This is a genomic window from Actinocorallia sp. API 0066 (assembly GCF_020991275.1).
Taxonomy (GTDB): Bacteria; Actinomycetota; Actinomycetes; order Streptosporangiales; family Streptosporangiaceae; genus Actinocorallia.
The window spans coordinates 1-26282 of record NZ_JAJLQY010000008.1 but is presented as its reverse complement, the minus strand read 5'-3'; the positions used below and the strand labels follow the sequence as shown (position 1 = coordinate 26282).

Annotated in this window: 22 protein-coding genes and 1 pseudogene; 13 read left to right on the top strand and 10 right to left on the bottom strand. The window is 73.1% G+C overall.

What is annotated here, in order from left to right:
• Positions 1-128 precede the first annotated feature (128 nt).
• The 4 genes from LO762_RS20535 to LO762_RS20520 all read left to right on the top strand — a co-directional run bounded on the left by LO762_RS20535 (position 129) and on the right by LO762_RS20520 (position 4823).
• A complete protein-coding gene (locus LO762_RS20535) occupies positions 129-2291 on the top strand; it encodes an MMPL family transporter (RefSeq protein WP_230617468.1) in 2163 nt (720 codons plus the stop codon).
• Positions 2292-2482: 191 nt separating this feature from the next.
• Positions 2483-2818 (top strand): metalloregulator ArsR/SmtB family transcription factor, encoded by a 336-nt coding sequence (locus tag LO762_RS20530; RefSeq protein ID WP_230617466.1) that lies wholly within the window; start codon positions 2483-2485, stop codon positions 2816-2818.
• Positions 2818-4491: a SulP family inorganic anion transporter gene (locus LO762_RS20525; RefSeq protein ID WP_230617464.1), complete on the top strand. Its 1674-nt coding sequence runs from the start codon at positions 2818-2820 to the stop codon at positions 4489-4491. The genes LO762_RS20530 and LO762_RS20525 overlap by 1 nt, the downstream gene beginning before the upstream one ends.
• Positions 4492-4493: 2 nt before the next feature.
• Positions 4494-4823: a hypothetical protein gene (locus tag LO762_RS20520; protein WP_230617462.1), complete on the top strand. Its 330-nt coding sequence runs from the start codon at positions 4494-4496 to the stop codon at positions 4821-4823.
• Positions 4824-4870: 47 nt separating this feature from the next.
• Here LO762_RS20520 and LO762_RS20515 read toward each other — a convergent pair whose 3' ends face one another.
• The gene (locus LO762_RS20515) at positions 4871-5137 is read right to left on the bottom strand and encodes a hypothetical protein (RefSeq protein ID WP_230617460.1); all 267 of its coding nucleotides are present in this window, start codon (positions 5135-5137) and stop codon (positions 4871-4873) included.
• A 56-nt stretch (positions 5138-5193) separates the two neighbouring features.
• Positions 5194-7515: a hypothetical protein gene (locus LO762_RS20510; protein ID WP_230617459.1), complete on the bottom strand. Its 2322-nt coding sequence runs from the start codon at positions 7513-7515 to the stop codon at positions 5194-5196.
• Positions 7516-7763: 248 nt separating this feature from the next.
• On the opposite strand from LO762_RS20510, the gene LO762_RS20505 reads away from it, so the two are divergent.
• Entirely contained in the window at positions 7764-8537 is a 774-nt protein-coding gene (locus LO762_RS20505) for a LuxR C-terminal-related transcriptional regulator (protein ID WP_230617457.1), read from the top strand.
• A 179-nt stretch (positions 8538-8716) separates the two neighbouring features.
• Here the strand turns inward: LO762_RS20505 and acs are convergent, their stop codons facing one another.
• The 3 genes from acs to LO762_RS20490 all read right to left on the bottom strand — a co-directional run bounded on the left by acs (position 8717) and on the right by LO762_RS20490 (position 12410).
• Positions 8717-10651 carry an acetate--CoA ligase gene (gene acs, locus LO762_RS20500; protein ID WP_230617455.1) on the bottom strand — a complete coding sequence of 645 codons (1935 nt, stop codon included), beginning with the start codon at positions 10649-10651 and terminating at the stop codon, positions 8717-8719.
• Between the two features lie 92 nt (positions 10652-10743).
• Positions 10744-11367: a TetR/AcrR family transcriptional regulator gene (locus tag LO762_RS20495; RefSeq protein ID WP_230617453.1), complete on the bottom strand. Its 624-nt coding sequence runs from the start codon at positions 11365-11367 to the stop codon at positions 10744-10746.
• A gap of 125 nt (positions 11368-11492) precedes the next feature.
• Positions 11493-12410, bottom strand: coding sequence for an alpha/beta hydrolase (locus LO762_RS20490; protein WP_230617452.1), 918 nt, complete (start codon positions 12408-12410; stop codon positions 11493-11495).
• 202 nt (positions 12411-12612) lie between these two features.
• On the opposite strand from LO762_RS20490, the gene LO762_RS20485 reads away from it, so the two are divergent.
• Complete coding sequence (locus LO762_RS20485) at positions 12613-13509, top strand: helix-turn-helix domain-containing protein (protein ID WP_230617450.1); 897 nt, start codon at positions 12613-12615, stop codon at positions 13507-13509.
• A gap of 5 nt (positions 13510-13514) precedes the next feature.
• Here the strand turns inward: LO762_RS20485 and LO762_RS20480 are convergent, their stop codons facing one another.
• Positions 13515-13823 carry a hypothetical protein gene (locus LO762_RS20480; RefSeq protein ID WP_230617448.1) on the bottom strand — a complete coding sequence of 103 codons (309 nt, stop codon included), beginning with the start codon at positions 13821-13823 and terminating at the stop codon, positions 13515-13517.
• A gap of 6 nt (positions 13824-13829) precedes the next feature.
• Here LO762_RS20480 and LO762_RS20475 point away from each other — a divergent pair, with 6 nt between their 5' ends.
• Together LO762_RS20475 and LO762_RS20470 are read left to right on the top strand one after the other, a co-directional pair.
• Complete coding sequence (locus LO762_RS20475) at positions 13830-14015, top strand: hypothetical protein (RefSeq protein ID WP_230617446.1); 186 nt, start codon at positions 13830-13832, stop codon at positions 14013-14015.
• Between the two features lie 177 nt (positions 14016-14192).
• A complete protein-coding gene (locus tag LO762_RS20470) occupies positions 14193-15653 on the top strand; it encodes a PKD domain-containing protein (RefSeq protein ID WP_230617444.1) in 1461 nt (486 codons plus the stop codon).
• A 199-nt stretch (positions 15654-15852) separates the two neighbouring features.
• On the opposite strand, the gene LO762_RS20465 is transcribed toward LO762_RS20470, so the two are convergent.
• From LO762_RS20465 to LO762_RS20455, 3 genes are read right to left on the bottom strand one after another with little or no spacing between them, the layout of a single operon-like run.
• On the bottom strand, positions 15853-17016 hold the full coding sequence (locus LO762_RS20465; protein WP_230617442.1) for an acyl-CoA dehydrogenase family protein: 1164 nt from the start codon (positions 17014-17016) through the stop codon (positions 15853-15855).
• Entirely contained in the window at positions 17013-19034 is a 2022-nt protein-coding gene (locus LO762_RS20460; RefSeq protein WP_230617441.1) for an AMP-binding protein, read from the bottom strand. Before LO762_RS20460 ends, LO762_RS20465 begins: the two co-directional genes overlap by 4 nt.
• Positions 19035-19061: 27 nt before the next feature.
• Complete coding sequence (locus LO762_RS20455; RefSeq protein WP_230617440.1) at positions 19062-19535, bottom strand: MaoC family dehydratase; 474 nt, start codon at positions 19533-19535, stop codon at positions 19062-19064.
• Between the two features lie 301 nt (positions 19536-19836).
• Here LO762_RS20455 and LO762_RS33570 point away from each other — a divergent pair, with 301 nt between their 5' ends.
• Positions 19837-20541 (top strand): GntR family transcriptional regulator, encoded by a 705-nt coding sequence (locus tag LO762_RS33570; protein ID WP_230617439.1) that lies wholly within the window; start codon positions 19837-19839, stop codon positions 20539-20541.
• Positions 20542-20572: 31 nt separating this feature from the next.
• Here LO762_RS33570 and LO762_RS20445 read toward each other — a convergent pair whose 3' ends face one another.
• Complete coding sequence (locus tag LO762_RS20445; protein WP_230617436.1) at positions 20573-21736, bottom strand: CaiB/BaiF CoA-transferase family protein; 1164 nt, start codon at positions 21734-21736, stop codon at positions 20573-20575.
• A 171-nt stretch (positions 21737-21907) separates the two neighbouring features.
• Between LO762_RS20445 and LO762_RS20440 the strand changes: the two genes are divergently transcribed.
• The 4 genes and pseudogenes from LO762_RS20440 to LO762_RS20425 all read left to right on the top strand — a co-directional run bounded on the left by LO762_RS20440 (position 21908) and on the right by LO762_RS20425 (position 26028).
• Positions 21908-22768 carry a CoA ester lyase gene (locus LO762_RS20440; protein WP_230617434.1) on the top strand — a complete coding sequence of 287 codons (861 nt, stop codon included), beginning with the start codon at positions 21908-21910 and terminating at the stop codon, positions 22766-22768.
• A pseudogene (locus tag LO762_RS20435) lies at positions 22765-23912 on the top strand (acyl-CoA dehydrogenase family protein). Before LO762_RS20440 ends, LO762_RS20435 begins: the two are co-directional and overlap by 4 nt.
• A 22-nt stretch (positions 23913-23934) precedes the next feature.
• On the top strand, positions 23935-24801 hold the full coding sequence (locus tag LO762_RS20430; RefSeq protein ID WP_230617433.1) for a MaoC family dehydratase N-terminal domain-containing protein: 867 nt from the start codon (positions 23935-23937) through the stop codon (positions 24799-24801).
• A gap of 15 nt (positions 24802-24816) precedes the next feature.
• On the top strand, positions 24817-26028 hold the full coding sequence (locus LO762_RS20425; RefSeq protein ID WP_230617431.1) for an acetyl-CoA C-acetyltransferase: 1212 nt from the start codon (positions 24817-24819) through the stop codon (positions 26026-26028).
• Positions 26029-26282 lie beyond the last annotated feature (254 nt).

The following is a 26282-nucleotide window of genomic DNA, read 5'->3' as shown; positions in this document are numbered from 1 at the left end:
CGGCGTAAAGCCTCACCGTGGGAAAGCCCACACCACGGCGCTTGTCCGATCGGTCAGCGCTGACCGATCGGACAATTACGATGGGGGCGTTTGGTCAGACACGAACCCTCATGGAAGGTGTCTTCGGGGTGGCGACTCTCCTCTACCGGCTCGGCCGGTGGTCCTTTCAGCGACGACGGGCGGTGGTCGCCGTCTGGCTGCTGCTCCTCGCCCTGATCGGCGGCGCGGCGGTGGCCTTCAGCGGCCCCACGAGCGGTGAACTGACAATGCCGGGCACCGAGTCGCAGCGCGCGATGACGGCCCTGGAACGCGACTTCCCACAGGCGGCGGGCGCGACGGGCACCGTCGTGGTGGCGTCCGAGACGGAACGGCCGCTGACGCCCGCGCGGCTCAAGCCGGTGCTCGACGACGCGGCGGCCGTCCCCGGCGTCGTCTCGGCGGCCGACCCGTTCGCGACGGGCGCGGTCTCCGAGGACGCGAGGTACGCGCTCGTCCAGGTGCAGTTCGAGAACGAGGCGCACGAGATCACCGACGCCCAGCGCGCGGCGTTCACCGGGATCGGCGCGGACGCGCCGGGCCTGCGGGTCGAGCACGGCGGCGAGGCGGTGGTCACGCCGCTGGAGATGGGCTCCTCCGAGATCATCGGGATCGCCATCGCCGCGGTCGTCCTCGTGGTGACCTTCGGGTCGCTCGTCGCGGCCGGGATGACCCTGGTGAACGCGCTCGTCGGCGTCGCGGTCGGCATGTCAGGGCTGTTCGCGCTGACGAGCGTGGTGGACCTGACGGACACCGCGCCGATCCTCGCGCTGATGCTCGGCCTTGCCGTCGGCATCGACTACTCGCTGTTCATCACCTCCCGGTACCGCCAACTGCTCGTCGAGGGCCTGGCCGGGCCCGAGGCCGCCGGACGGGCCGTCGGCACCGCCGGGTCGGCCGTGGTGTTCGCCGGGGCGACCGTCGTGATCGCCCTCACGGGCCTGTCCGTGGTCGGCATCCCGTTCCTCACCGCGATGGGCCTGGCCGCCGCCGGAACCGTCGCCGTCGCGGTCGTCGTGGCGCTCACCCTGCTGCCCGCCGTGCTCGGGTTCGTCGGCGAGCGCGTCCTCTCGCGCGGGCAGCGGACGAAGAAGGACGCCCCGGCCAGGGAGGCGTTCGGGTTCCGCTGGGGCCGCGGCGTCACCCGCCTCCGGGTGCCCGTGCTGCTCGCCGCCGTGCTCGGCCTCGGCGCGCTGGCGCTGCCGCTCCAGGACATGCGCCTGGCGATCCCCGACGCGGGCGCCCAGGCCGAGTCCACCCCCGGCCGCCAGGCTTACGACCTCACCAGCGAGGGCTTCGGGCCCGGCTTCAACGGACGCCTCATCGCGGTCGTGACGGGTGACGACAGGCGCTCCACCGAGGCCGCCGCCCGGCAGGCCCAGGCGATCATCGAACGGACCGACGGCGTCCTCGCGGTGACGCCGCCGCAGACCAACGCGACGGGCACCGCCGCCGTCCTCGGTGTGATCCCCACGACCGGGCCCACCGACGTCAAGACCGAGGACACCGTCCGGGCGATCCGCGCCGGGGTCGCATCCATCACGCTCGGTGATGTCGCGTTGACCGGCGTGACAGCCCTCGGCATCGACGTGTCCGCCAAGCTCGCCGACGCCCTGCCCGTCTACCTGCTCCTGGTCGTCGGCCTCTCCGTGCTGCTCCTGATGCTCGTCTTCCGCTCGATCCTCGTGCCGATCAAGGCGGCGGCGGGCTTCCTGCTGACGGTCGGCGCGACGTTCGGCCTCACCGTGGCGGTGTTCCAGCAGGGGCACTTCGCCGACCTCATCGGGGTGGACACACCGGGGCCGCTCGTCAGCTTCCTGCCGATCCTGCTCATCGGGCTGCTGTTCGGCCTCGCCATGGACTACGAGGTGTTCCTCGTGTCCCGGATGCGCGAGGACTTCGTGCACGGCGACACCGCCCAGCAGGCCACCGTCAACGGGCTCGGCCACAACGCCCGCGTGGTGACGGCGGCCGCGCTCATCATGATCACCGTGTTCGGCGGGTTCGTGTTCATGGACGACCCGATCATCAAGTCGATCGGGTTCGCGCTGGCCGTCGGGGTGTTCGTCGACGCGTTCATCGTCCGGATGACGCTCGTCCCGGCCGTCATGTCCCTGCTGGGCCGCTCCGCCTGGTGGCTGCCCAAGGCCGTCGACCGGATCCTGCCCGACCTGGACGTCGAGGGCGCCAGGCTGCACCCGGCCCCCGCCGCCGAGGCCGCGCCCGCCCCCCGCGAGCCCGCCGGGATCTCCTGACCCACCGAGGCCGGGGCCGCCGAGCGCGGCCCCGGCTCCGCCCGACGGGGCTCGTGAGAGTCTCGTCACTTTGTTGCGGCGCGGGTGATGGACGAGTTGAAGAATTCTTCAAGTCAATCTATCGTCGGGCGGGACACAGGGGTGAGGTTTCTATCGTCGGGCGAGGCGCGGCGGTGAGGATGGGGCGCGAGGTGCCGGTTCCGCTGTACCAGGCAAAGGCCGAGTTCTTCCGGATGCTCGGGCATCCGGTGCGGATCAGGGTGCTCGAACTGCTCTGCGAGGGGCCGACCCCCGTCCGCGACCTGCTGGCGCAGATCGACATCGAGGCGTCCAACCTGTCGCAGCAGCTCGCCGTGCTGCGCCGCCAGGGGATCGTCCGGGCCACCAGGGACGGCTCGACCGTCGTGTACGAGCTGGCCGGGCCGGACGTGTCCGATCTGATGAAGGCCGCCCGCCGCATCCTCACCGAGCTGATCATCGGCCAGGAGAGGCTGCTCGCCGAACTCCAGGAAGCCGAGCAGCGCTGATGCCGAAGGCAGTCCGGAGGCTCGCCGCCTCCGTCCGCTCCCTCCTGCCCGTCCGCGAGGACCTGAAGGAGGCGACGCGCCAGCCGCGCCGCGACCTCCTCGCCGGGATCACCGTCGCGATCGTCGCGCTGCCGCTCGCGCTGGGCTTCGGCGTCACCTCCGGGATGGGCGCGGCGGCGGGCCTGGTCACCGCGATCGTCGCGGGCGCGCTCGCCGCGGTGTTCGGCGGCTCCCGGCTCCAGGTGTCCGGCCCGACGGGCGCGATGACGGTTGTGCTCGTGCCCGTCGTGCACCGGTTCGGGCCGTCCGGGGTGCTCGCCGTCGGGTTCCTCGCCGGGATCATCCTGCTCCTGCTCGCGGTGTGCCGTGCGGGGCGGTACGTCCGGTACGTCCCGACACCGGTGGTCGAGGGGTTCACCGCGGGCATCGCCGCCGTCATCGCGCTCCAGCAGGTGCCCGCCGCGCTCGGCGTGCCGACGCCGGAGGGCGAGAACGTCGTCGCGGTCGCCGCCGAGGCCGTCGCGGAGTTCGCGCGGCATCCGGAGTGGGCGTCGATCGGGCTCGCGCTCGCCGTCGCGGCGGCCATGCTGCTCGGCGCGCGGTGGCGGCCGTCGATCCCGTTCTCGCTCCCGGCGGTGCTGCTCGCGACGGTGTGGGCGGAGGTGGCGCACTCCCCCGTGACGCGGATCGGCGCGCTGCCCTCGACGCTGCCCGCGCCGTCCGCGGAGTTCCTCACGGCGTCCGCGTGGGGCGCGCTGCTGCCCGCCGCGCTCGCCGTCGCGGCGCTCGCCGCGCTGGAGAGCCTGCTGTCGGCGACGGTCGCGGACGGCATGGGCTCCGGGCCCCGGCACGACCCCGACCGCGAACTGTTCGGGCAGGGCGTCGCCAACCTCGTCACCCCGCTGTTCGGCGGCGTCCCCGCGACGGCGGCGATCGCGCGGACCGCGGTGAACGTGCGCAGCGGCGCCGCGTCCCGGCTGGCCGCGCTGTCACACGCGCTGATCCTGGCGCTCATCGTGTTCGCCGCCGCGCCGCTCGTCGGCAAGATCCCGCTCGCCGCGCTCGCCGGGGTGCTGCTGGCGACGGCGGTGCGGATGGTCGAGGTCACCGCGCTGCTGGCGCTCGCCCGCACCACCCGGGGCGACGCGGCGGTGCTGCTGCTCACGGCCGCCGCGACGCTCGCGCTCGACCTGGTCAAGGCGGTCGTGCTCGGCATGGTCATCGCCGGGGCGCTCGCGCTGCGCGCGGTCGCCCGGTCGGCGCGGCTGCACCGGGAGGCGCACCCGGAGCCCGGCACGCCGCACGACGAACTCGCGCAGACCCCCGACCACATCGTGACCTACCGGCTGCACGGCCCGCTGTTCTTCGGCGCCGCCGACCGGCTCTCGCGCGAGCTCACCCAGATCACCGACGCCCGGGTGGTGATCCTGCGCATGTCGCACCTCACCACGGTGGACGCGACCGGCGCCGGGGTGCTCGGCGAGGCGGTGACCCGTCTTGAGGCCGACGGGACGACCGTGCTGTTCGCCGGGCTGCAATCCGCGCACGAACGGGTGCTGGCCCCGCTCGGCGTCGTCGACCGGCTGCGCCGTGACGGCCTCGTCTTCCCCTCGACCGAAGAAGCGCTCGCGCACGCGCGGGCACACCTGCTGATCCCCACGAAGGCCCACTGACCATGACGATTCACTGGGAATGCCCCGACTGCGGCGACACCTACCCCGAGACGGCCTGGACGATCGCCGGCGCCTGGCGCCGCCCGTCGCTCCTGCGCCGGGTGACGGCCCTCGTCACCCGCCGCTCCGTCTCCGGCCGCTACCACCTCACCCACACCTGCCCCGAAGGCCACACCCACCCCGGCGGCTCCCCCTACCGCCTGTCCGGCCACCTGCCCTCCACCAGCCGCGCCGTCCTCCCCGACGGCACCCCCCAGACCTTCTTCTCCCTCTTCACCCCGGGCCGCCGCCCCCGCCTCACCGCCCTCCGCCGCTCCACCCACACCCGCTGACCCACCCCCGACCACCCCGCCACACCAGGGCCTGCCCCCAGAACGGGTCAGGCCCTCGCCGTTCGTTCGTCCAGCGGGGTGTCAGGCCGGGCTGACCTGGGGGCCGATCTCCGTCTCCGGGTCCAGCGGGCGATCGGCATCCCGTTCCGCACGGTGGTGAGCGCGGCCCGCTCCGCGTACGTCGCCTCCAGTTCGTCGGCGAGGCGCTCCATCAGCGCCGACCTGCCGTCGGCGACGGGGACGCTCCCGATCGTCTCCTCGTCGGACGGCCGCACCACGGGCAGCGCGCGCCCGTTCGACGGCCGGTGCCACACGCCCCCGATGTAGAGGTGCTCAACGGTGTGCCGCCCCCTGACGCCCTGACGCGGCCCTACACCCGGTCGGGGGCCAGCCGGTCCTGGAGCGTGGCGTGGCGGAACTGGTAGAAGGGGCCGACGACGCGCAGCACCTCCCGCCGATGCGCGTCCTCCAGGAAGCGCAGGGTCCGCAGGGGCGCTTCGCCGCGCAGCCACAGCAGCCCGAACGAGATCGCGGTGCGCCAGGCGTCGGAGACGGTGAGGGCCGCCGCGACGGCGGTGCCCGCGCCGAGCGCCACCGCGGTGACGGCGCCCACCCCCAGCGCGACGGGCAGGGTCTCGTGGGAGGCCATGATGATCGCGTCGGTGACGCCCGCCGCGCCGCCGACCGCGGCACCGAACACCACGCCGATCGACACGCTCCTGCGGACGTCGTGCCGCCACGCCGTCACCGGGTCGATGACCGTGGGCAGGAGCGCGGGCAGCGCACCGGAGCGGCCGTCGATGAGGGCGAACGCCACGAGGAACGCCAGGCCCGTCGCCAGCGCCTCGCAGACGCCCGCCACGGCGCCCAGCCGGAGGCCGAGCGGTATCCCGGTGGCGAGCGCGACGGGCACCGCGGTGGCCAGCCCCGTGGGCAGCCCACGGACAAAAGCCTCGGCCACCGCGCCGGTGCGGCCCGACCGGCCCACGGCGCGCCGCGGCGACCAGCCGGGGCCGTTCCCCGAGGTGAGGCCGACCGCGCCGCCCGTCGCCAGGGCGGCGCCCCCCGCGACGGCGAGGGCGGGCCAGGGCCCCAAGGCCGGGCCGACGGTGAGGAGCGCCGCCATCCCGACGGCGAGCCCCGCGACCGCCGCCATGCCCGGGCGGAACGCGGCGGGACGCGTCCCGGCACGGCCCCGGTACTCCGCCGCCCAGCCGAGCGCAAAACCGAGGACGAGGCCCGCCGCCGCGGCCGGTCCCGGGCCCGCGGTGGTGCGCTCACCGAACGTGTCGACGGTGCCGACGAGCGCGGCGGCAGCGGCGGCGAGAAGCCCGCCGACCACGGTCATCGCCAGGACCCGCGCCGCCCTCGGCGTCCACTCGTGCGTCCGCCACCAGGCGAGGTCCCGGGTTCCGGCGGCGCTCATCCGGGCGGCGGTGCGGCCGAGCCAGCGGCGGGCGTCCGCGACGTCGTAGGCGCGCAGCCGGTGGTCGGCCCTGTCATAGGCGACGGGCAGGACCCGGTCCAGGAGGTGCTCCTCCACCGCGGCCGCCGTGCCGAAGCGGTCGGCGTCCAGGAGGGCGTCCATCTCCGCGTCGTCCAGGCGCGCGTCCCTGAGGAGCGTCACCGCGAGCGGCGACGACAGGGCCCGCGCGAACGGGCTGTCGGGCGCGTCCCTGAGCCGGTCGATGACGCGCCGCCAGGCCGGGGGCGCGGGATCGACCTGCCAGCGGGCCAGGTAGTCGGCGGCCGCGCGCGGCGGGACGGGCCTGAGCCGCAGCGCGGCGGCGTCCCGCAGATGCCCGCCCGGGACGGCGGCGGCGAACTCCGCGGTCCTGGCGAGCAGCACGATCCGGAAGTCGGCCTGCTCGTCGATGGCGCGGAGCGCCGCCGCGCGGGTCCGCGGCGCCATCTCGTCGAACCCGTCGAGGAAGACCGCGACATGGCCTTCGGCGAGGAGTCTGCGCGCGGTGTCCGGCCCGTGCTCACCGGCCCGCAGCACCGGGTAGGTGCGGGTGAGCCGCTCGGCCACCCAGTCGGCGAGCGGCCGCCGGGCGTCCCACCCGTACGGGGTGAGGAGCACCGGGACGGGCACCCCGCCCCGTTCCGCCTCGGCCAGGCCGCGCCGGTGCTCCAGCGCGCGCAGCACGGTGAGCACCCCGGCCGCCGTCTTGCCCGCGCCCGGACCGCCGAGCACCACCATCCGGCCCGAGGCCAGCCCGCCGTAGATCCGGAACAGTTCCTCAAGGCCGCCTTCCCGCAGGTCGTCGGCGGTCGTCGCGGACAGGCCCGCGAGCGGGGCGAACCCGCCCGCTGCGACAGCGTCCTCGGGCCGGCCCGTCACCCCGCCCGCCGCCCACTCCCACCGCACGCCGAGCCGCCGCGCCGCCGCCGGGCCGCCCGCGTCCCGGAGCCGCCGCACCCGCGCCTCCTCCCGCCACTGCGCGCGCACCTCGTCGGCGAGCCCGTCCAGCACCCGCCCGGCCTCCGCCGCCGACGTGATCTCCCGCCACCGGCGGTTCCGCCACAGCCACGCCGCGCCGGCGCTCAGCGCGGGCCCCAGCACCCCGGTGACGACCCCCACCACCACGGCGGCCATGGTCTCGCCGCCGACGCCCGCGACGACGACGGCGAGCCCCGCGACCATCGCCAGGACCACGACCGCGAGCCCGACCAGCACCCCGCCCCGCACATCCCCTCCCCACCGCGCCGCCCCTCCGCAGTATCGCACTCCGCCCCTGCACAGCACGGGATTTTGCGGCATCACCGACATGTCGGGCCCGTCCGTCGCGGCCCTCCGGGGGCGGGGGCGGTGCCTCCCGCCCGGCACGTCCGGCGCCCCCACCAGGCTCGGTAAGCGGGGGCTTTGCTGATTGGTGGGGGTTGGGTCATGATTGGGGGGAGTTTCCAGTGATCGGCGCCACATGTTCGGTACGGGTGATGTCTTCGGCGATGATGCGCACGGCTGACGAGGGCCTGCTCGCGCGGGCGGCGCGCAGGCTGCGCGAGCGCGCCTCGGTCGTGGTGTTCGGCGGGTTCGGCGAGCGGACCGTGCCGGTGAGCTTCTGCGCGGGCGGCGAGACGTCCGCGCTGACGTCGCTGGTGATCAGGCCGACCCGCGGGCTCGGCGGCAAGGCGATGCTGCGCGGCGGGCCGCTGGCCGTCCCCCGGTACGCCGGGGCCCGCGACATCACGCACGACTACGACCCGCAGGTGCTCGGCGAGGGCGTCGTCGGGCTCGCCGTCGTGCCGCTGATGCGGGGGCCGCGGATCGGCGGGCTGCTGTACGCGGGCACCCGCGATGACACGGCGCTCACCCCGGACGTGCTGCGCGGTCTGGCGGCCGAGGCGCGGGCGATCTCGCTGGAGCTGACCGTCCGGGACGAGGTGGACCGGCGGCTGCGCGCCCCCGCCGACCTGCCCGCGCCGCTCAGGGAGCGCCTCCAGACGATCGCGAGCACCACCCGCGACCCGGAGACCAGGGCCGACCTCATCAGCCTGCTCGGCGCCTCTGAGCCCGCCGCCGACGGCCTCCTCACCGCCCGGCAGCGCGAGGTCGTCGAGCTGGTCGAACTGGGCCTGCGCAACGCGGAGATCGCCGCCCGGCTGGGCCTCAGCGAACAGACCGTCAAGACCTACATGCGCGCCCTCATGACCCGGCTGGGCGCCCGCTCCCGCGCTGAGGCCGTGCACCTCTACCGGCACCGCGCCTGATCACGCCCCGGCGCGCTCCCGACGGAGTCCGAGGTCGCCCGAGCGCCCTGAGCGCAAGCGAACACGGCCCTGGAGCTGGGGCGGGGCGCGCCGTCCAGGGCCGTACCGGGGGTACCGTGGAGATGGGAAGGACGGCACCCCGTCGCCCCGGGGCGCCGTCCTTCGGTCCTCTTTCCCGGTCAGTCCTCGGCGGGGGCGGCGGTCATGCCGTCCCGGATGAGGTCCATGACCGAGGCGTCGGCCAGAGTGCTGGCGTCGCCGATCTCGCGGTTCTCCGCGACGTCCCGCAGCAGCCGCCGCATGATCTTGCCGGAGCGGGTCTTGGGCAGCTCCGGCACCAGCAGCACCCGGCGCGGCTTGGCGATCGGGCCGATCTCCTTGGCGACGTGCCCGCGCAGCTCCTCGGTGAGGTCGCCGCCGACGTCGGCGCCCTCCCGCAGGATCACGTAGGCGACGACGGCCTGGCCCGTCGTCTCGTCCGACGCGCCCACCACGGCGGCCTCCGCGACGGCCGGGTGCGCGACGAGCGCGGACTCGATCTCCGTGGTGGACAGCCGGTGCCCCGACACGTTCATGACGTCGTCCACCCGGCCGAGCAGCCAGATGTCGCCGTCCGCGTCGCGGCGGGCGCCGTCCCCGGCGAAGTAGTAGCCCTCCCAGCGCGACCAGTACGTCTCGACGAACCGGTCGGGGTCCTTCCAGATCGTGCGGGCCATCGCGGGCCACGGCTCGGTGAGCACCAGGTAGCCGCTCTCCCCCGGCGCGACCGGCTTGCCCGCGTCGTCCACGACATCGGCGCTGACGCCCGGCACCGGGGTCATCGCGGCGCCCGGCTTGGCGGCGGCGACGCCCGGCAGCGGGGTGATCATGTGGCCGCCGGTCTCGGTCTGCCACCAGGTGTCCACGACGGGCGTGCGGTCGCCGCCGATGGTGCGCCGGTACCAGCGGTACGCCTCGGGGTTGATCGACTCGCCGACCGTCCCCAGCACGCGCAGGCTCGACAGGTCGAAGCCCGCCGGGATCTCCGCGCCCCACTTCATGCAGGTGCGGATCGCCGTCGGCGCCGTGTAGAAGATCGACACCCTGTGCCGCTGGATGATCTCCCACCAGCGGCCCCGGTGCGGGGTGTCCGGGGTGCCCTCGTAGAGGACCTGGGTGGCCCCGGCGGCGAGCGGCCCGTACACGACGTAGGAGTGGCCGGTGATCCATCCGACGTCGGCGGTGCACCAGTACACGTCGTCGGGCTTGTGGTCGAAGACCCCCCAGAACGTGTAGGCGGCCTGGGTGAGGTAGCCGCCCGTGGTGTGCAGGATGCCCTTGGGCTTGCCGGTCGTGCCGGAGGTGTACATGACGAACAGGGGATGCTCGCTGTCCAGGGCCGGGGCCTCGTGCTCGGGCGACGCCGCCGCGACCGCCTCGTGCCACCACACGTCGCGGCCCCGCGACCACGCGACGTCCTGGCCCGTGCGGAGGACCACGAGGACGTGCGCGACGTCGGGGCAGGACGTCAGGGCGTCGTCCACGGCGGGCTTCAGAGCGGAGGCGGCGCCCCTGCGGTAGCCGCCGTCGGCGGTGATCACCAGCTTGGCGCCGAAGTCGTTGATCCGGCTGCGCAGCGCGTCGGCGCTGAACCCGCCGAACACGACGGTGTGCGGGGCGCCGATCCGGGCGCACGCCAGCATCGCGACGACGGCCTCGGGGATCATCGGCAGGTAGATCGCCACCGGGTCGCCGGTGCCCACGCCGAGCGCGGTGAGGGCGTTGGCCGCCTTGCAGACCTCGTCCTGGAGCTCGCGGTAGGTGAGGGTGCGCTCGTCGCCGGGTTCGCCGACGAAGCGCAGCGCGACCCGGTCGCCGCGGCCAGCGACGACGTGCCTGTCCACGCAGTTGTAGGCGGCGTTCAGCCTGCCGCCGACGAACCAGCGGGCGAAGGGGGCGTTGCTCCAGTCGAGCACCTCGGTGAACGGCTCGGCCCAGTCCAGGCGGCCCGCCTGCTCGGCCCAGAAGCCCAGCCTGTCCCGCGCCGCCTCCTCGTACACGGCGGGGCCCAGGTTCGCCGCGCTCCTGAACTCCGGCGCGGGCTCGAACAGCTCTTCCACAGACGCGTTCCCCACAGTCCTCCTCCTCTGCTCCGAGACCGTCGGGACGCCCACGGTAGGCGTCGGAGGAGGAGGGCCCTAGCCACCAAAGTGGGTAGTGGCCCCGGTCACGTCCTGGCCGCCTCGTCGACCAGGCCCGCGCCGACGACGAGGACGAGGAGCCGGTGCATCTGCTCGCGGAACAGGCGGCGGCCCTCGCGGCTGTCCGGCCCGAGCAGCTCGCCCTCGCCGGTGATGATGCCGCCGAACAGGAAGCCGCGCAGGCCGCCCGCGAGCAGGTTGAACAGCATCTGGAAGTCGGGGCGCGAGGCGACGGCGCGGCCGACCACCTCGCGGTGCCGCAGGAAGACCATGTTCCAGTAGTAGGCGTCGAGCCCGTCGAGGTCGGCGGCGTCCCGCATGCCGCGGTGCTGCCAGACCGCCATCTCGTACGGGTGGTCCAGGTAGAAGTCGAGGATCTCCTCCAGCAGTCGGCGCTGCCCCTCCTGGTCGTCGGCGTACTTGTGCTCGACCTCGTCGAGCATCGTGCTCTGCCGCCGGTAGAAGTTCTCGAAGATCCGCTTGTAGAGCCCGCTCTTGCCGCCGTGCGCGGCCACCGTGCGCGCGTCCACGCCCGCGGCGTCGGCGATCATCCGGGTGTCGACGTTGTCGTATCCGACCTCGGCGAAGAGGCGCAGCGCCACACCGGTGATCCTGTCGTCCTCACACATCCCCCCGCCGGTGCTCCCCATGCAGCTCAACCTAGGAACCGGCTGCCCCCGTCCGCCCCCAACCCACCCCATTTCTCCACCAAATCCCCATAAGTCACCACAATAGGGATGAACCGGCCCCACCCGGGCGTCGGGGCCGGGCGGGGTCAGGCGGAGAGGTTGCGGGTGAAGAAGTCGGTGAGCTTGTCGAGGACGAGCGGCACGTAAGCCTCCTTGTCGTAGAGGTCGATGTGGCTGGCGCCGTCCACCCAGAACAGCTCCTTGGGCTCACCGGCCCGCTCCACCGCCAGTTTGCTGAAGTAGGCGGTGTCCGCCTCGGTGCCCGCGATCATGAGGAGCGGGCGCGGGGAGATCAGCCCGACCAGCGCGTAGGAGTCGTACTGGGCGATCTGGTCGACGCTGCGGGCGACGAACCAGTTGGGCGCGTGCGGGTTCTCCGCGCGCGGGGTGCGGTAGTAGTCGTGGCCCTCCCGGTACAGGTCGGGCGCGCCCTCGGCGTCCGCGTCGGTCTCCGGAACGACGTGCGCCAGGCGCGGCTCGGCGCCGAGCGCCTCGGCGGTGCGGTCCCGGCCCGCCTCGTCCAGCATGCCCGCGAGGACCTCGGGGGCCTGGTCGCCGCCTAGGCCGTCGCGGAACAGCGAGCCCATGTCGGCGCCGCTGACGGTGGCGACGGCCTTCATCCGGTGGTCGGTCTGCGCCGCGAAGGGCACGTAGCCGCCGGACGCGCAGATGCCGAGCGCGCCGATCCGGTCGGGATCGACCTCGCCGCGGGTGGTGAGGAACGTGACGGCGCTCCTGACGTCCTCCGCGCGCTGGAAGGGGTTCTCCAGGAACCGGGGCTCGCCCTCGCTCTCGCCCTGGTAGGCGGCGTCGAACGTGAGGGTGACGAAGCCGCGTCCGGCGAGCCGCTCGGCGTAGAGGCCCGCGGTCTGCTCCTTGACCCCGCCGAACGGGTGCGAGACGACGACGGCCGCGCGCCGCTCCGTCCCGGTGTAGTCGTCGGGCAGATACAGGTGGCCCGCGAGGTTCAGTCCGGCGCTGGGAAAGGTGACGTTCATCTTCATGGGCTTTTACCTTTTCTTTGATGAATAACGGTCGTGAACTCCCTGTCACGTTCTTGACACTGCCATCTGGGCACATCCGTCACAAGGGGACGATTCTGTCCCCCGCAATCGTGTCCAGGGACTCCCCTGTCCTCCCCAAGACGGCAATTTTCGTTCGGGCGCGGCGCCCAACCCCAGGGCGGGTAGTGCGAGACTCGGGGGTATGAGGGACGACGCGCGGCCGAGTGAACTGGGTGCTTTTCTGCGCGCCCGCAGGGCCGAACTCAGCCCGAAGGAGGTGGGCCTGCCGGAGGGCGGGGCGAAACGGCGCGTCAAGGGGCTGCGGCGTGAGGAGGTGGCGCTGCTCGCCTCGATCAGCATCGACTACTACACGCGGCTTGAGCAGGGGCGGCGCAGCGCGTCCGAGCCGGTGCTGACGGCCCTCGCGAGCGTGCTGCGGCTCGACGACGACGAGCGCGCCTACCTGTTCGAGCTCGCGGGCAAGGAGGCGGCGCTGCCCCGCCGGAGCTCGGCGCGGAAGGTGCAGCCGCAGTTGCGGCGGCTCCTCGACGAACTCACCACCACGCCCGCCCTGGTCCTCGGCCGCCGGATGGACATTCTCGCGTGGAATCCGATGGCCGCCGCGCTGCTCACCGATTTCGCGCGGATCCCGGAACGGCAGCGCAATTATCTCTGGCTGCTGTTCACCGATCCGGGAATGCGCGCGCTGCACGGCGACTGGGCGAACATCGCGCACAGCGCCGTCGCGATGCTGCGGATGGAGGCGGGCCGCGATCCGGCGGACCGGCGGACGGCCGACCTCGTCGCCGAACTGTCGGCGCGCGACCCCGACTTCCGCCGCTGGTGGGGCGAGCACCACGTGTCCACCCGCGCCAAGGGCACCAAGGTGCTGCGCCACCCGGTGGCGGGCGAGCTCACCCTGGACTGGGACGCACTCGCCTGCGTCAGCGACCCGGAGCAGCAGCTGATCGTGTGGACCGCCGAGCCCGGCACGCCGTCCCATGACGGCCTGCGCATCCTCGCGTCATGGACGGCGGACGGCTCCGGGACGTCCGGCCAGAGGCGGAACCGGGGGAGGCCCGGCGCGGATCCGGGCTAGGGCGGTCAGAACTCGGCGGAGATGTGCCCCTCGCTCGCCGCCCACGAGGCGAGGATCCGCAGTCCGTCGTGCGAGGGGGTGCCCGGCTCCGCCGTCCAGGTGACGAGCTGCTGGTCGGGGTCGGTGACGCAGGACAGCGTGTCCCAGTCCAGGGTCAGCTCCCCCGCGACGGGGTGGCGCAGCACCTTGGTGCCCATGCCGCGGATCGCGACCTGGTGGCTGCCCCACCAGCGCCGGAAGTTCGCGTCCCGCACCGACAGCTCGCCGACCAGCGCGGCCAGGCGCGGGTCGCGCGGGTCACGGGCGGCCTCCATCCGCAGTTGGGCGACGCACGTCTGGGCGACCTCCGCCCGCTGGACGCCCTCCCGGCGCGCGAGCAGATGCTCGCCGTCACCGAGGTCAGGGGCTATCTGGAACTGCTGCGGGCCCAGGGCGAGGCGCAGACGCGGACCGTCAGCGGAATCCGCAGGTACGCCCCGGACGGCGGCCGCCGCCGTTCTCCGTGAGAATTCCAGATAACGTGGGTGTGCTTTTTCGCGGGGCCGCGCGGAAATGACGTGTCCGGATTCCCGGTCACTTTCCGAAAGAGTGTCCAGATTCCTGATCACCATGGCTCGGCGTCTCTCATTACGGTCAGGGCGACACGGATGGAAAGTCCGTGACCCGAACTGACCGAGGTGGACATGACTGCGCGTAAGAATGGACTGGAGAACAGGGAGAGGAACCTTCCCCAACGGCCCGCCGCCCTGCTCAGCGCGACGGCGCTGGCGCTCGCCGCGCTCGGGGTGACGGCCCCGGCGCCCGCCACGGCGGCCGCCCCCTCCCCGTCCCGGTACCTGCTCGTCGGCGGGACGGCCTCGATGGACGTCGGCGTGTTCGGCGTCGGCGCCGACGTCGAACTGACGCCGGTGCCGGGAACGCCGTTCGCGGCGGGCACCGGCTTCGCGCTGGCGATCACCCCCGACGCGAAGACCGTCTACGTCGGAAGCCTCCAGGACAAGGCGATCCACGCCTTCCGGCTCGGCGCCGACGGCGGGCTCACCAAGATCCCGGGCGGCACCACCGACACCGAGACACCGGTGATCGGCGTGGCCGTCACCCCCGACGGCAAGCGGGTGTTCGCCACGATCGGCGGCCTCAACGGCAAGGTGCGCTCCTACGACATCAAGCCGGACGGCACCCTCAAGCCGACGGGCAGGCCCGAGGCGCGCATTCCCGGCCTGAGCACGCTCAGCCAGCCGGTGATCACCCCGAACGGCGACCACCTGTACGTCACCGGCTTCATCGCCAACAACGTGACGGCGTTCAAGATCGCCGCGGACGGCGGGCTCACCAAGATCGCCGAGTACAAGGCGGGCACGTTCCCCGCGCTGCCGAGCGTCACCCCGGACGGCAAGCACCTCTACATCGCCAACGAGATGGGCGGCGACGTCTCGGGCTACCGGATCGGCGCGGACGGCAAGCTCACCCCGACCCCGGGTTCGCCCTACAAGACGGTCGGGCTCCCGCACGGCTTCGCCATCACCGCCGACTCCTCCCGCGTCTACGTGCCGTCGGCGGCGGGCGCGCTCTCCGGCTTCACGATCGGCGCGGACGGCGCGCTCACCGCGCTGCCCGGCTCGCCGTACCCGACGCCGTCGGGCACCCTGCCCGGCCGGGCCGTCCTGTCGCCGGACGAGACCAAGGTGCTCCTCATCGACGCCCTCACCACCCAGGGCAACTCCCGCATCCACACCTACGACGTGAAGCCCGACGGGAGCCTGACCGCGTCGGCGCGGCCCTCCGTCGACTCCGGCGTGTCGTTCTCCGACGGCCCGTCCGGCCTGTTCACGCCGAACCTCGGCCCCGTCGCCGCGCTCAAGGTCACCGGCACCGACGGCCTGACCCGGACGTTCTCCGCCAAGGAGTCCCGCGACCCCGACGGCACCGTCGCCAAGTACCGGTGGACGTTCGGTGACGGCACCACCAAGACCACCACGGAGCCCACCGTCTCGCACACCTACGGGGCGAAGGGCACCCACACCGTCACCGTCGTCGTCACCGACAACGAGGGCTGCTCCACCGCGTTCGTCTACACCGGCCAGACCGCGCACTGCTCCGGCGGCGCCGCGGCCAAGGCCAGCACCAAGGTCACCCTGCGCTGACCGTGGGCCCCCACCCCGCTCACGGCCACCGGACGGCCCACCCCTGACGGCCGCCCCTCACCGAGGCGCCTCCTTCTCCCCGGGAGGCGCCTCTCCCGTTCTCCCCCCGGATTCCGGGACGCGAAAAAGCCCGTGCCCCGCGCGGCGGACCGGCGGGGCACGGGCTTCGGGGAGCGGACACGCGTCGCCGCGACGCCTCTCAGTAGGACCTGGGCAGCCCCAGCACCTGGGTGGACAGGTAGTTCAGCACCATCTCCTGGGAGAACGGCGCGTTGCGCAGGAGGCGGACCTCACGCCACAGCCGCTCCACGTGGTACTCCCTGGCGTAGCCGAAGCCGCCGTGCACCTGGAGCGCGCGGTCGCACGCCTCGTAGCCGGCCTCCGCGCCCAGGTACTTCGCCGCCGCCGACTCCGGGCCGCACGGCTCGTGCGCGTCGAACAGCGCCGCCGCCTTCATCGAGACGAGCTCGGCCGCCTCCAGCCGGATCCACGCGTCCGCGAGCGGATGCGCGACCGCCTGGTTCTTGCCGATCGGGCGGTCGAACACGATCCGCTCGTTGGCGTACTTCGTGGCGAGTTCCAGCGCGGCCCGGCCGAGGCCGATGCCCTCCATCGCGACGACGGTGCGCTCGGGGTTGAGGCCGTCCAGCAGGTAATAGAAGCCCTTGTCGACCTCGCCGACCACCTCGGCGTCGCCGACCTCGAGGTTGTCGATGAACAGCTCGTTGGAGTCGATCGCGGCGCGGCCCAGCTTCTCGATCTCCCGGACGGTGATCCGCGACCGGTCCAGGTCGGTGAAGAACAGGGTCATGCCGTGCAGCGGCTTCTCGTCGGTGCGCGGCGACGTCCGGGCAAGGATCAGGATCTTCTGCGCGTTCTGCGCGTTGGTGATCCAGACCTTCTGGCCGTTGATCACATAGCCGCCGTCGATCTTGGTGGCCTTGGTCTTGATCCGCGACGTGTCCACACCGGCCGTCGGCTCGGTGACGGCGAACGCCATGAGCAGCTCGCCGGAGGCCAGCTTCGGCAGGAACTCCCGCTTCATCTCCTCCGAGCCGTGCCGCAGGATCGGCGCGGGCGGGAAGACGTAGAAGTGGATGGCCGAGCCGCCGCTCATACCCGCGCCGGAAGCCGCGATCTCCTGCATCATGACGGCCGACTCGGTGAGGCCGAGCCCGATGCCGCCGTACTCCTCGGGGATCATCGCACCGAGCCAGCCGCCGTCGGCGAACGCCTTGACGAACTCCCACGGGTACTCGTGCTTGCGGTCCTTCTCCAGCCAGTACTCGTAGTCGAACTTCCTGGCGAGTTCGCGGGTCGCCTTGCGGACGACCTCGACGCTGCTCTCGTCGGTGCTCGTCACTGTCGTTCTCCTTGCTCTCGCGCGACGGGGATGTCCTCCAGGGGCGTCGCCGGGTCGAGCGACGACATGTCCCCCACCGGGTCCCCGAGGTGCCGGGCCCTGATGGCGCGGCGCATGATCTTTCCGTTCTTGGTCTTCGGCAGCGTCTTCACGACGTGCAGCGCCGGCGCGAACGACTTGCCCGCGTTCGCCAGCGCGGTGGCCTCCAGGTCGGCGTGGTCCACCTCGCCGCCGCCGCGCACCACGACGAACCCGACGGCCCGCTGGCCGCGCCGCTCGTCGGGCACGCCGATGACGGCCGCCTCCGCGATCCTCGGGTCCCGCAGGAGCGCCGTCTCGATCTCGGCGGGGCCGACGCGGCGTCCCGACAGTTTGATCGTGTCGTCGGAGCGGCCGTGCACGACCCAGGCGCCCTGGCCGTCGACGCTGGCGAGGTCGCCGTGCACCCACACGTCGTCCCACCGGTTCCAGTACGTCTCCAGGTACCGTTCGCGGTCCTGCCAGAAGGCGTGCGTCATGCCGGGGAAGGTGTTCCGGATGACGAGCTCGCCGACCTGGTCGGTCACCGCCTTGCCGTCCTGGTCGAAGACGGCCGCGTCCACGCCGGGCAGCGGGCCGTTGAAGGCGGCGGCGTCCATCGGCAGGAAGGGGTAGCCGATGAGGATGCCGCCGCCGACCTCGGTGCCGCCGCTGTAGTTGACGATCGGCCGGGTCGAGCCGCCGACCTTCTCGAACAGCCACCACCAGGTCGGCTCGTCCCACGCCTCACCGGTCGAGACGAACGCGCGCAGCGTGTCCAGGCCGGTATACGGGCCGGGGTCGGGCGCTCCCGACGAAGTCGGGCCCGCGAAGCGCCCGGCCCCTGATGAACACTGCCCGTCGTCGGCGACCTTGATCGCGCGGGCGCCGGTGGGCGCGATGCCCTGCACGGTGACGCCATTGCGCTCGATGATCCGCCACATCCGGTCCGCCGACGGGTAGTCCGGGACGCCCTCGATCACGACGATGGTCGCGCCGAGCTGGAGCGGCCCGGTGATGAGGAGCGGCCCGACCAGCCAGCCCAGGTCGGTGATCCAGGCGACGACGTCGTCGGCGTGCACGTCGAAGCCGTAAGCGAAGTCGGTGGCCGCCTTCACCGCGAGCCCTGCGTGCGAGTGCACGATGCCCTTGGGCCTGCCGGTGGTGCCGGAGGTGTAGACGATCGTGTACGGGTCGTTCGCCTCGGTGTCGGCCGTCTCGACCGGCTCGGGGTCGGCGGGCAGCTCGTCCCAGTAGACGTCGCGGCCGGGACGCATCGCGACGTCCTGGCCGGTGTGCCGCACCACCACCGCGTGCCGGACCGAGGGCACCGCCTCCAGCGCCTCGTCCGCGGTCCGCTTCATCGGCACGTTCTTGCCGCGCCGCGTCGTGCCGTCGGAGGTGATGAGCACGACCGCCTCGGAGTCGCGCAGCCGGGTCGCGAGCGCCTCCGCGCCGTAGCCGGTGAACGCGGGGACCGAGACGGCGCCGAGCATCGCGATCGACAGGAACGCGACGATCGCCTCGGGCACCACCGGGACGAACAGGACGACCCGGTCGCCGCGCCGGACGCCGAGCGCGGCGAGTTGGGCGGCGAACGTGCGGACCTGGGCGTCCAGTTCGGCGAAGGTGAGGGTGCGGCGCTGTCCGCTGTCGCCCTCGTAGACGACGGCCGTCTTGTCCGCGAGCGGGCCCGTGGCGTGGCGGTGCGCGCACAGCGTCGCCGCGTTGAGTTTCCCGCCGGGGAACCAGCGCGGGAACTGCTTGCCCTCGGTGTCGTCGAGCACCCGCTCGAACGGGGTGTCGAAGGTGATGTCGAGGTCGTCGACGACGTCGCGCCAGAATGTCTCGGGGTCGGCGACCGACGCGTCGAGCAGGTCTTTCAGGTCGCCGTGGCCCTGGCGGCCGACGGCGGCCAGCAGCCTGCTGCGCGCGCGGTGCGCGGCGTCGGGCGTCCAGGCGGGCGTGCGCGGCCCGCCGGCCCCTTCGGCCTCATGCATGAGCGAGTCCTCTCGTGGGGTCCGCGATCAGGCGTGCGCGGGCTGCTCGGCGGCCGAGCGCTTCAGCATCAGGCCCGCGCGGGTCGCGTCGCAGACGATCTCGTCGCGCTGGTTGAGGCCGTAGTGCCGGAAGATGACGATCCCGGAGTCGGTGCGGCTCTTGGACTCGCGCTTGCTGACGATCTCGGTGCGCACGTGGATCGTGTCGCCGTGGAACACCGGGTTCGGGAACTTGACCTCCTGGAACCCGAGGTTGCCGAGGGTGGTGCCCTGGGTGGTGTCCGGCACGGTGATGCCGGAGACGAGGCCGAGGATGAACAGGCTGTTCACCAGGCGCTGGCCGTGGATGCTGTTCTTGCTGTACTCGGCGTCCAGGTGCAGCGGGGCCAGGTTCAGGGTGAGCGTGCTGAAGAGGACGTTGTCGGTCTCGGTGACCGTGCGGCGCGTCTGGTGCTCGATGACGGCGCCGGGCTCGAACTCCTCGAAGTACAGACCTGGCATGAGGGGACCCTCCTCTACGGGGTGGACAAGGTGACGTGGCGACACAATATATGATGCACGAAGTTCGAACAATGCCCAGAGCCGAAGGAGATTCGGAAAACGCGAAGCGGGCGGGTGTCACCCGCGAGGAGAAAAACCGAGGCGGAGGGCGCACCACCAGGCGCCGGAGAGCCCCGCGGACGGCAGGTGTCCACGGGGTCCATCTCCATAAGACCGCACGGATATGATCACATGCCGTCCCAGAACATCAGACACAGTATATTATCCGTTTTAACATACCGCTCAGTAAGGTGGGACGATCGTGTGGACGGCGGACGGCGTGGTGGCACCCCTTGACCAGAACAGGCGACGCCAGCTTCCCGACGAGGTCGCCGGGTACGTCCGCGAACAGATCATGTCGGGGCGGCTCAAGCCCGGCGACTTTCTCCGCATCGAACCGATCGCCGAGGCCGTCGGCGTCAGCAACACCCCCGTCCGGGAGGGTCTGCTGACGCTGCGCAGCGAGGGCTTCGTCCAGCAGGTGCCGCGCCGCGGGTTCGTCGTCGCGCCCTTCACCCGCCAGGACGTGCGCGACCTGTTCTGGGTCCAGGCGCAGCTCGCGGGCGAACTCGGCGCGCGCGCCGCCAAGCGGATCACACCCGAGGCGATCGCCCGGCTTGAGGAGCTGACCGAGCGGCACGAGGAGGCGATGGGCCGGGGCGACACCGACCTCGTCACCCGGCTCGGCCACGCCTTCCACCGCGAGATCAACCTCGCCGCCGACTCCTACCGGCTCGCGCTGCTGCTCACCGGCGTCGTCAAGCACCTCCCGAACCGCTTCTACGCCACCCTCGAATCCCGGATCGACTCCGCCCACGCGCAGCACACCCTGCTGATCGAGGCGATGCGCGAGCGCAGCACCCGCAAGGCGCGCTCGGTGATGACCGCGCACATCCTGGAGGGCGCCGACCACATCGTCGACCTCCTGGAGGAGCGCGGCCTGTGGGACGACCGGGAAACCGCCTGAGCCGTCCCCGTGTCGGCCCGGCGGCCTCGCGTCACGCGGGGCTTCCCACGCCGTCGGCGGCCCGCCAGGACTTGGTGAGCGTGGCCAGGTCGGCGCGGTCCGTCGTCGGGACGGCGGGCGGTCGGCCCGGGGTGCGGCTGAGGCGGGGCGCGGGGGCGGGGTGCAGCACCCCGCCGACCCGGTGGTAGAGGCCGCGCTCGGCGTTGTGCGGGTGCGCGGCGGCCTCCTCGAAGGTGAGGACGGGGGTGACGCACGCGTCCGTGCCCTCGTAGACCTCCGTCCACTCCGCCTGGGTCCGGGTGGCGAGCGCGGCGGCGATGAGCGCGCGGAGCCTCGGCCACGCGGCGGTGTCGTCCTGGGCGGGCCAGTCCGCGGTGTCCACGCCGAGCCGGGCGACGAACTCCCGGTAGAAGTCGGGTTCGAGGGCGCCGACCGCGAGGTGGCGGCCGTCCGCGCAGGCGTAGGTGTCGTAGAACGGGGCGCCGGAGTCGATCCAGTTGGTGCCCGGCTCGTCCCGGAACAGCCCGGCCGCGCGCAGGCCGTGCAGCCGCGCGGTGAGCAGCGCGACCCCGTCCATCATCGCGACGTCGAGGACCTGGCCGTGGCCGGAGGAGCGGGCTTCGAGGACGGCGCAGACGATGCCGAACGCGGCGAACGCGCCGCCGCCCGCGTAGTCGCCCAGCAGGTTGATCGGCGGGCGCGGCGGTTCGCCGGGCCGGGCCAGCGCGTGCAGCGCGCCGGACTGCGCGACGTAGTTGATGTCGTGGCCCGCCGCGCGGGCGAGCGGCCCGCTCTGGCCGTACCCGGTGAGCCGCGCGTAGACGGCTGCCGGGTTGGCCGCGCGCACCGCGTCGGGCCCGAGCCCGAGCCGTTCGGCGACGCCGGGCCGGTAGCCCTCCATGAACACGTCGGCGTGCGCGGCGAGGCCGAGCACGGCGGCGACGTCGGCGGGGTCCTTCAGGTCGGCCTCGACCGTCGCGACGCCGCGGTTGACCACGTCCTGGTCCTCACGCAGGCCGTCGGTCTGCCCGAGGGCGCGGGCGGCGCGGCGCGCGGGCCTGGCGACCCTGACGACGTGGGCGCCCATGTCGGCGAGCAGCATCCCGGCGAACGGGACGGGGCCCATGCCCGCCAGCACCACGACCCTGACCCCGGCCAGAGGCCCCGCCGCGCCGCCGTCGTTCCACTCCGCCATATCCGCCTACTTTCCGCATGATGTGTCATATATGAGGTATCACAAGCGCCCAGATCGGCACAGCACGGGGGCGCCCGCCGTCCTGTTTGGTGGTGAAACATAATATATGATACTTGTCTGCGGGACAGCGCCCCGTGCCGCACCGGCCCGATGACAGGTGGTAGTTGGAAGATGACAGAACCGGGCCCAGACGACGGGCTGCTCACCGCCGTCGCGCGCCGCGCGCGGGACGCCGCCACCCTGCTGTTCGTCCCCGGCGACCGGCCGGAACGGTTCGCCAAGGCCGCCGCCGCGGGCGCCGACCTCGTCATCATCGACCTGGAGGACGCGGTGCCGCCCGGCCGCAAGGACGAGGCACGCGCGCACGCCGCCGAGTGGATCGCCGCGGGCCACACCTGCGCCGTCCGGGTCAACGCGCACGGCACCCGCTGGCACGACGCCGACACCGCCGCGCTCGCCGGGCACCGCTGCGCCGTCATGCTGCCCAAGGCCGAGGACCCCGCCGTCGTCCGGCGGCTCGTCGCGCACCTCGGCGCGGCCACCCCGCTGATCGCCCTGATCGAGACGGCCAGGGGCGTGCTCGCCGCCCGGGACATCGCGGCCGTGCCCGGCGTGCGGCGCCTCGCGTTCGGCGGCTTCGACCTCGCCGCCGAACTCGGCGTGGACCCCGCCGACCGGGACGCCCTGTACGCGGCGCGCTCCGCGCTCGTGCTCGCCTCGGCGTCGGCCGGGCTCACCGGGCCCGTCGACGGCGTCACCGGGAACCTCTCCGACGACGGCCTCCTCACCGACGACGTCCGGTACGCGCGCCGCCTCGGCTGCACCGGCAAGCTGTGCGTGCACCCGCGCCAGGTGCCGGTCGCCGCCGCCGCGCTGCGGCCGACCGCCGACGAGGTGCGCTGGGCCGAGGCGGTCGTCGCCGCGGCGGCGGGCGCGGGCGCGATCGCGCTGGACGGGCAGATGATCGACAAGCCGGTGCTGGACCGCGCCCGGCGGCTCCTCAGGACCGAACACGAAGGGAACGCATCATGAGGCTCACCGAGGACGAACAGCAGATCGTCGCGATGGTCGCGGAGTTCGTCGACGAGCGGGTCCGCCCGCGCGTCCGCGAGTTCGAGCAGGACGACGTCTACCCCGGCGAGCTCATCGACGAGATGAAGGAACTCGGGTTCTTCGGGCTGCTCGTGCCCGCCGAGTACGGCGGCACCGAGGTCAGCACCGCGTGTTTCGCCAGGGTCACCGAGGAGCTGGCGCGCGGCTGGATGAGCCTCGCGGGCGCGACCGGCGGCCACTCCGTCATCTCCTACCTGATCCGGACGTTCGGCACGCCCGAGCAGAAGGCGAAGTACCTGCCGCAGATGGCCGAAGGCAAGATCCGCGCCACGATGGCGCTGACCGAGCCGGGCGGCGGCAGCGACCTCCAGGCCATGCGCACCGTCGCCACCCCCGGCGCCGACGGCTACACGATCACCGGCTCCAAGACCTGGACTCCAACGCCGCGCACTCCAGCCTGTACGGCCTGCTGTGCATCACCGACCGGGACGCCGTCCCCGCGCACAAGGGCATGAGCGTGCTGCTCGTCGAACCGGGCGAGGGCCTCACCGTCTCGGCCAAGATCCCCAAGCTCGGCTACCGCGGCATCGAGGCGTGCGAGCTGGTCTTCGACGCGCAGAAGGTGCCCGCCGACGCCGTCCTGGGCGGCATCCCGAACCAGGGCTGGGCGCACATGATGCGCGGCCTTGAGGTCGGCCGCATCCAGGTCGCCTCCCGGGCGCTCGGCGTCGGCCAGGCGGCGCTCGACGACGCCGTCCGGTACGCCCAGCAGCGCGAGTCGTTCGACAAGCCGATCTGGAAGCACCAGTCCGTCGGCAACATGCTCGCCGACATGGCCACCAAGATGCAGGCCGCCCGGCTGCTCACCCTGGACGCCGCCGCGAAGCTCGACGCGGGCGAACGCGCCGACATGGAGGCCGGAATGGCCAAGCTGTTCGCCTCCGAGGCCGCCATGCAGGTCGCCCTGGACGCCATCCGGGTGCACGGAGGCTACGGCTACTCCAAGGAGTACGACGTGGAACGCTACTTCCGGGACGCCCCGCTGATGATCGTCGGCGAGGGCACCAACGAGATCCAGCGGAACGTCATCGCCGCGCAGCTCATCGCCCGCAACCGCATCTGACCTCCGGAAAGGCCACCCCTCCGTGGAGAACTGGGAACCGCACACCGTCACCAGCGCCGAACTGGTGGACCCCTCCCCCGTCGCCGCGCTCGCCGCGCTGTTCGACGACGGGCTCCCCGCCCCGGTGCCGGGCGACGAGCTGCCGCCGCTGTGGCACTGGGTGGCGCTGCCGCGCTGGCCCGTCTCGTCCGTCGTCGGCCTCGACGGGCACCCGGCGCGCGGCACGTTCCTGCCGCCGGTGGAGCTGCCCAGGCGGATGTTCGCGGGCGGCGCGGTGGCGTTCCACGCGCCGCTGCGGGTCGGCGCGACGATCACCCGCGAGGCGTCCGTCGAGTCCGTGACGCGCAAATCCGGACGGTCGGGCGAGCTCGTCGTCGTCGTGGTGCGGACCCGGCTCCTCGACGGCGACGTGCTGTGCGTCGAGGAGCACCAGGACATCATCTACCGGGAGGCGGGCTCGCCCTCGGCCACCGCCGCCCCGGTCGCGAACGCCGCCGCGCTGATGCCGTCCGGCGCGCCCTTCCAGCGGGCGGACGCCTGGACGTGGGACCTCACCACCGACCCGACACTCCTCATGCGGTTCTCGGCGGCCACCGCCAACGCCCACCGCATCCACTACGACTGGCCTTACACCACCCGCGTGGAGGGCTACCCCGGGCTCGTCGTGCACGGCCCGCTCATGACCCTCGCGCTCGCCGAGGTGCTCCGACTGGAGGGCGGGCCCGGCCGCGTCACCCGGTTCCGGCACCGCAACCGGGCGCCGCTGTTCTGCGGGCAGCCCGCCCGGCTCGTCGGCGAGCCCGGCGACGGCGGCGTCGCGCTCGGCCTGTACGGGCCCGGCGGCGTCGAAGCGGGGCCGTGCACCAGCCTCACCGTTGACCTCGACTAGGAAGGCACTCCCCCAATGCGTGAAGCAGTCATCTGTGAGCCGGTCCGCACCCCGATCGGCAGGTTCGGCGGCTCCCTCAAGGCACTGACCTCCGCCGAACTCGGCACCGTCGCGCTGCGCGGCCTGCTCGACCGCACCGGCATCGACCCCGAGGCCATCGACGACGTGGTGCTGGGCAACTGCTACCCGTCCGCCGAGGCGCCCGCCATCGGCCGGGTCGTCGCCCTCGACGCCGGGCTCCCGATCACCGTCCCCGGCATGCAGGTCGACCGGCGGTGCGGCTCCGGGCTCCAGGCCGTGCTCCAGGCGGCGACGCAGGTGCAGGCCGGGGTCAGCGAGGTGATCGTCGCGGGCGGCGCCGAGAGCATGAGCAACGTGATCTTCTACGCGACCGACCTGCGCTGGGGCGCCAAGGGCGGCGGCGTCATGCTGCACGACGCGCTCAACCGCGGCCGGGCCACCCCCGGCGGCAAGAACTACCCCGTCGCCGGGGGCATGCTGGAGACGGCGGAGAACCTGCGCCGCCAGTACGGGATCACCCGCGCCGAACAGGACGAACTGGCCCTGGCCTCGCACCAGCGCGCCGTCGCCGCCCAGCGGTCGGGCGTGTTCGGCGAGGAGATCATCCCGGTGCCCGTCACCACCCGCAAGGGCACCGTCGTGGTGGACACCGACGAGCACCCGCGCGCGGACACCTCGCTGGAGACGCTCTCCGCGCTCCGCCCCGTGCTCGGCAAGCAGGACCCGGAGTCCACCGTGACGGCGGGCAACGCCAGCGGGCAGAACGACGCCGCCGCCGTCTGTGTCGTCACCCACCCGGACAAGGCCGCCGAATTGGGGCTGCGGCCCCTCGTCCGGCTCGTGTCCTGGGGCGTCGCCGGGGTCGCGCCCAAGATCATGGGCATCGGGCCGGTGCCCGCCACCGCCGCCGCCCTCGACAAGGCGGGGCTCAAGCTGTCCGACATCGACCTGATCGAGCTGAACGAGGCGTTCGCCGCCCAGGTCCTGGCCTGCACCCGCGAATGGGACTTCGGCGCCGCCGACTTCGACCGGCTCAACGTCCACGGCTCCGGCATCTCCCTCGGCCACCCCGTCGGCGCCACCGGCACCCGCATCCTCGCCACCCTCTCCCGCGAGATGCGGCGCCGCGAGGCCCGCTACGGGCTGGAGACCATGTGCATCGGCGGCGGCCAGGGCCTCGCCGCGATCTTCGAGCGGGTCTCCTGAGCCGCCGCTGACGTCCCGTACGGCGTGGCGGTGACGCCCCGGTTACGCGCGCCCGCGCGCGGCCGCATATCCTGCACAGCGCCGCACCTCATCAGCGCCGGCCCCGACCAGCGGGGCATCTGAATCCTCGGTGACGCCGCCCCACGGGCGGACCCACCGGACACGGAAGGACAGGGCCGATGTACTGGCTCACACTGATCGTCGGGCTCACCGGAACGGCGGTGGCGCTCGGCCTCGCCGGGAAGCGCGTGCTT

Excerpts from the sequence above, each read along its gene's own strand:
- LO762_RS20425 (WP_230617431.1), top strand. The coding sequence starts at position 24,817 with ATGCGTGAAGCAGTCATCTGTGAGCCGGTCCGCACCCCGATCGGCAGG.
- LO762_RS20490 (WP_230617452.1), bottom strand. The coding sequence starts at position 12,410 with ATGAAGATGAACGTCACCTTTCCCAGCGCCGGACTGAACCTCGCGGGC.
- LO762_RS20440 (WP_230617434.1), top strand. The coding sequence starts at position 21,908 with ATGACAGAACCGGGCCCAGACGACGGGCTGCTCACCGCCGTCGCGCGC.
- LO762_RS20455 (WP_230617440.1), bottom strand. The coding sequence starts at position 19,535 with ATGCCAGGTCTGTACTTCGAGGAGTTCGAGCCCGGCGCCGTCATCGAG.
- LO762_RS20520 (WP_230617462.1), top strand. The coding sequence starts at position 4,494 with ATGACGATTCACTGGGAATGCCCCGACTGCGGCGACACCTACCCCGAG.
- LO762_RS20485 (WP_230617450.1), top strand. The coding sequence starts at position 12,613 with ATGAGGGACGACGCGCGGCCGAGTGAACTGGGTGCTTTTCTGCGCGCC.
- LO762_RS20460 (WP_230617441.1), bottom strand. The coding sequence starts at position 19,034 with ATGCATGAGGCCGAAGGGGCCGGCGGGCCGCGCACGCCCGCCTGGACG.
- LO762_RS20495 (WP_230617453.1), bottom strand. The coding sequence starts at position 11,367 with ATGGGGAGCACCGGCGGGGGGATGTGTGAGGACGACAGGATCACCGGT.
- LO762_RS20480 (WP_230617448.1), bottom strand. The coding sequence starts at position 13,823 with ATGGAGGCCGCCCGTGACCCGCGCGACCCGCGCCTGGCCGCGCTGGTC.
- LO762_RS20525 (WP_230617464.1), top strand. The coding sequence starts at position 2,818 with ATGCCGAAGGCAGTCCGGAGGCTCGCCGCCTCCGTCCGCTCCCTCCTG.
- LO762_RS20445 (WP_230617436.1), bottom strand. The coding sequence starts at position 21,736 with ATGGCGGAGTGGAACGACGGCGGCGCGGCGGGGCCTCTGGCCGGGGTC.
- LO762_RS20470 (WP_230617444.1), top strand. The coding sequence starts at position 14,193 with ATGACTGCGCGTAAGAATGGACTGGAGAACAGGGAGAGGAACCTTCCC.
- LO762_RS20505 (WP_230617457.1), top strand. The coding sequence starts at position 7,764 with ATGTCTTCGGCGATGATGCGCACGGCTGACGAGGGCCTGCTCGCGCGG.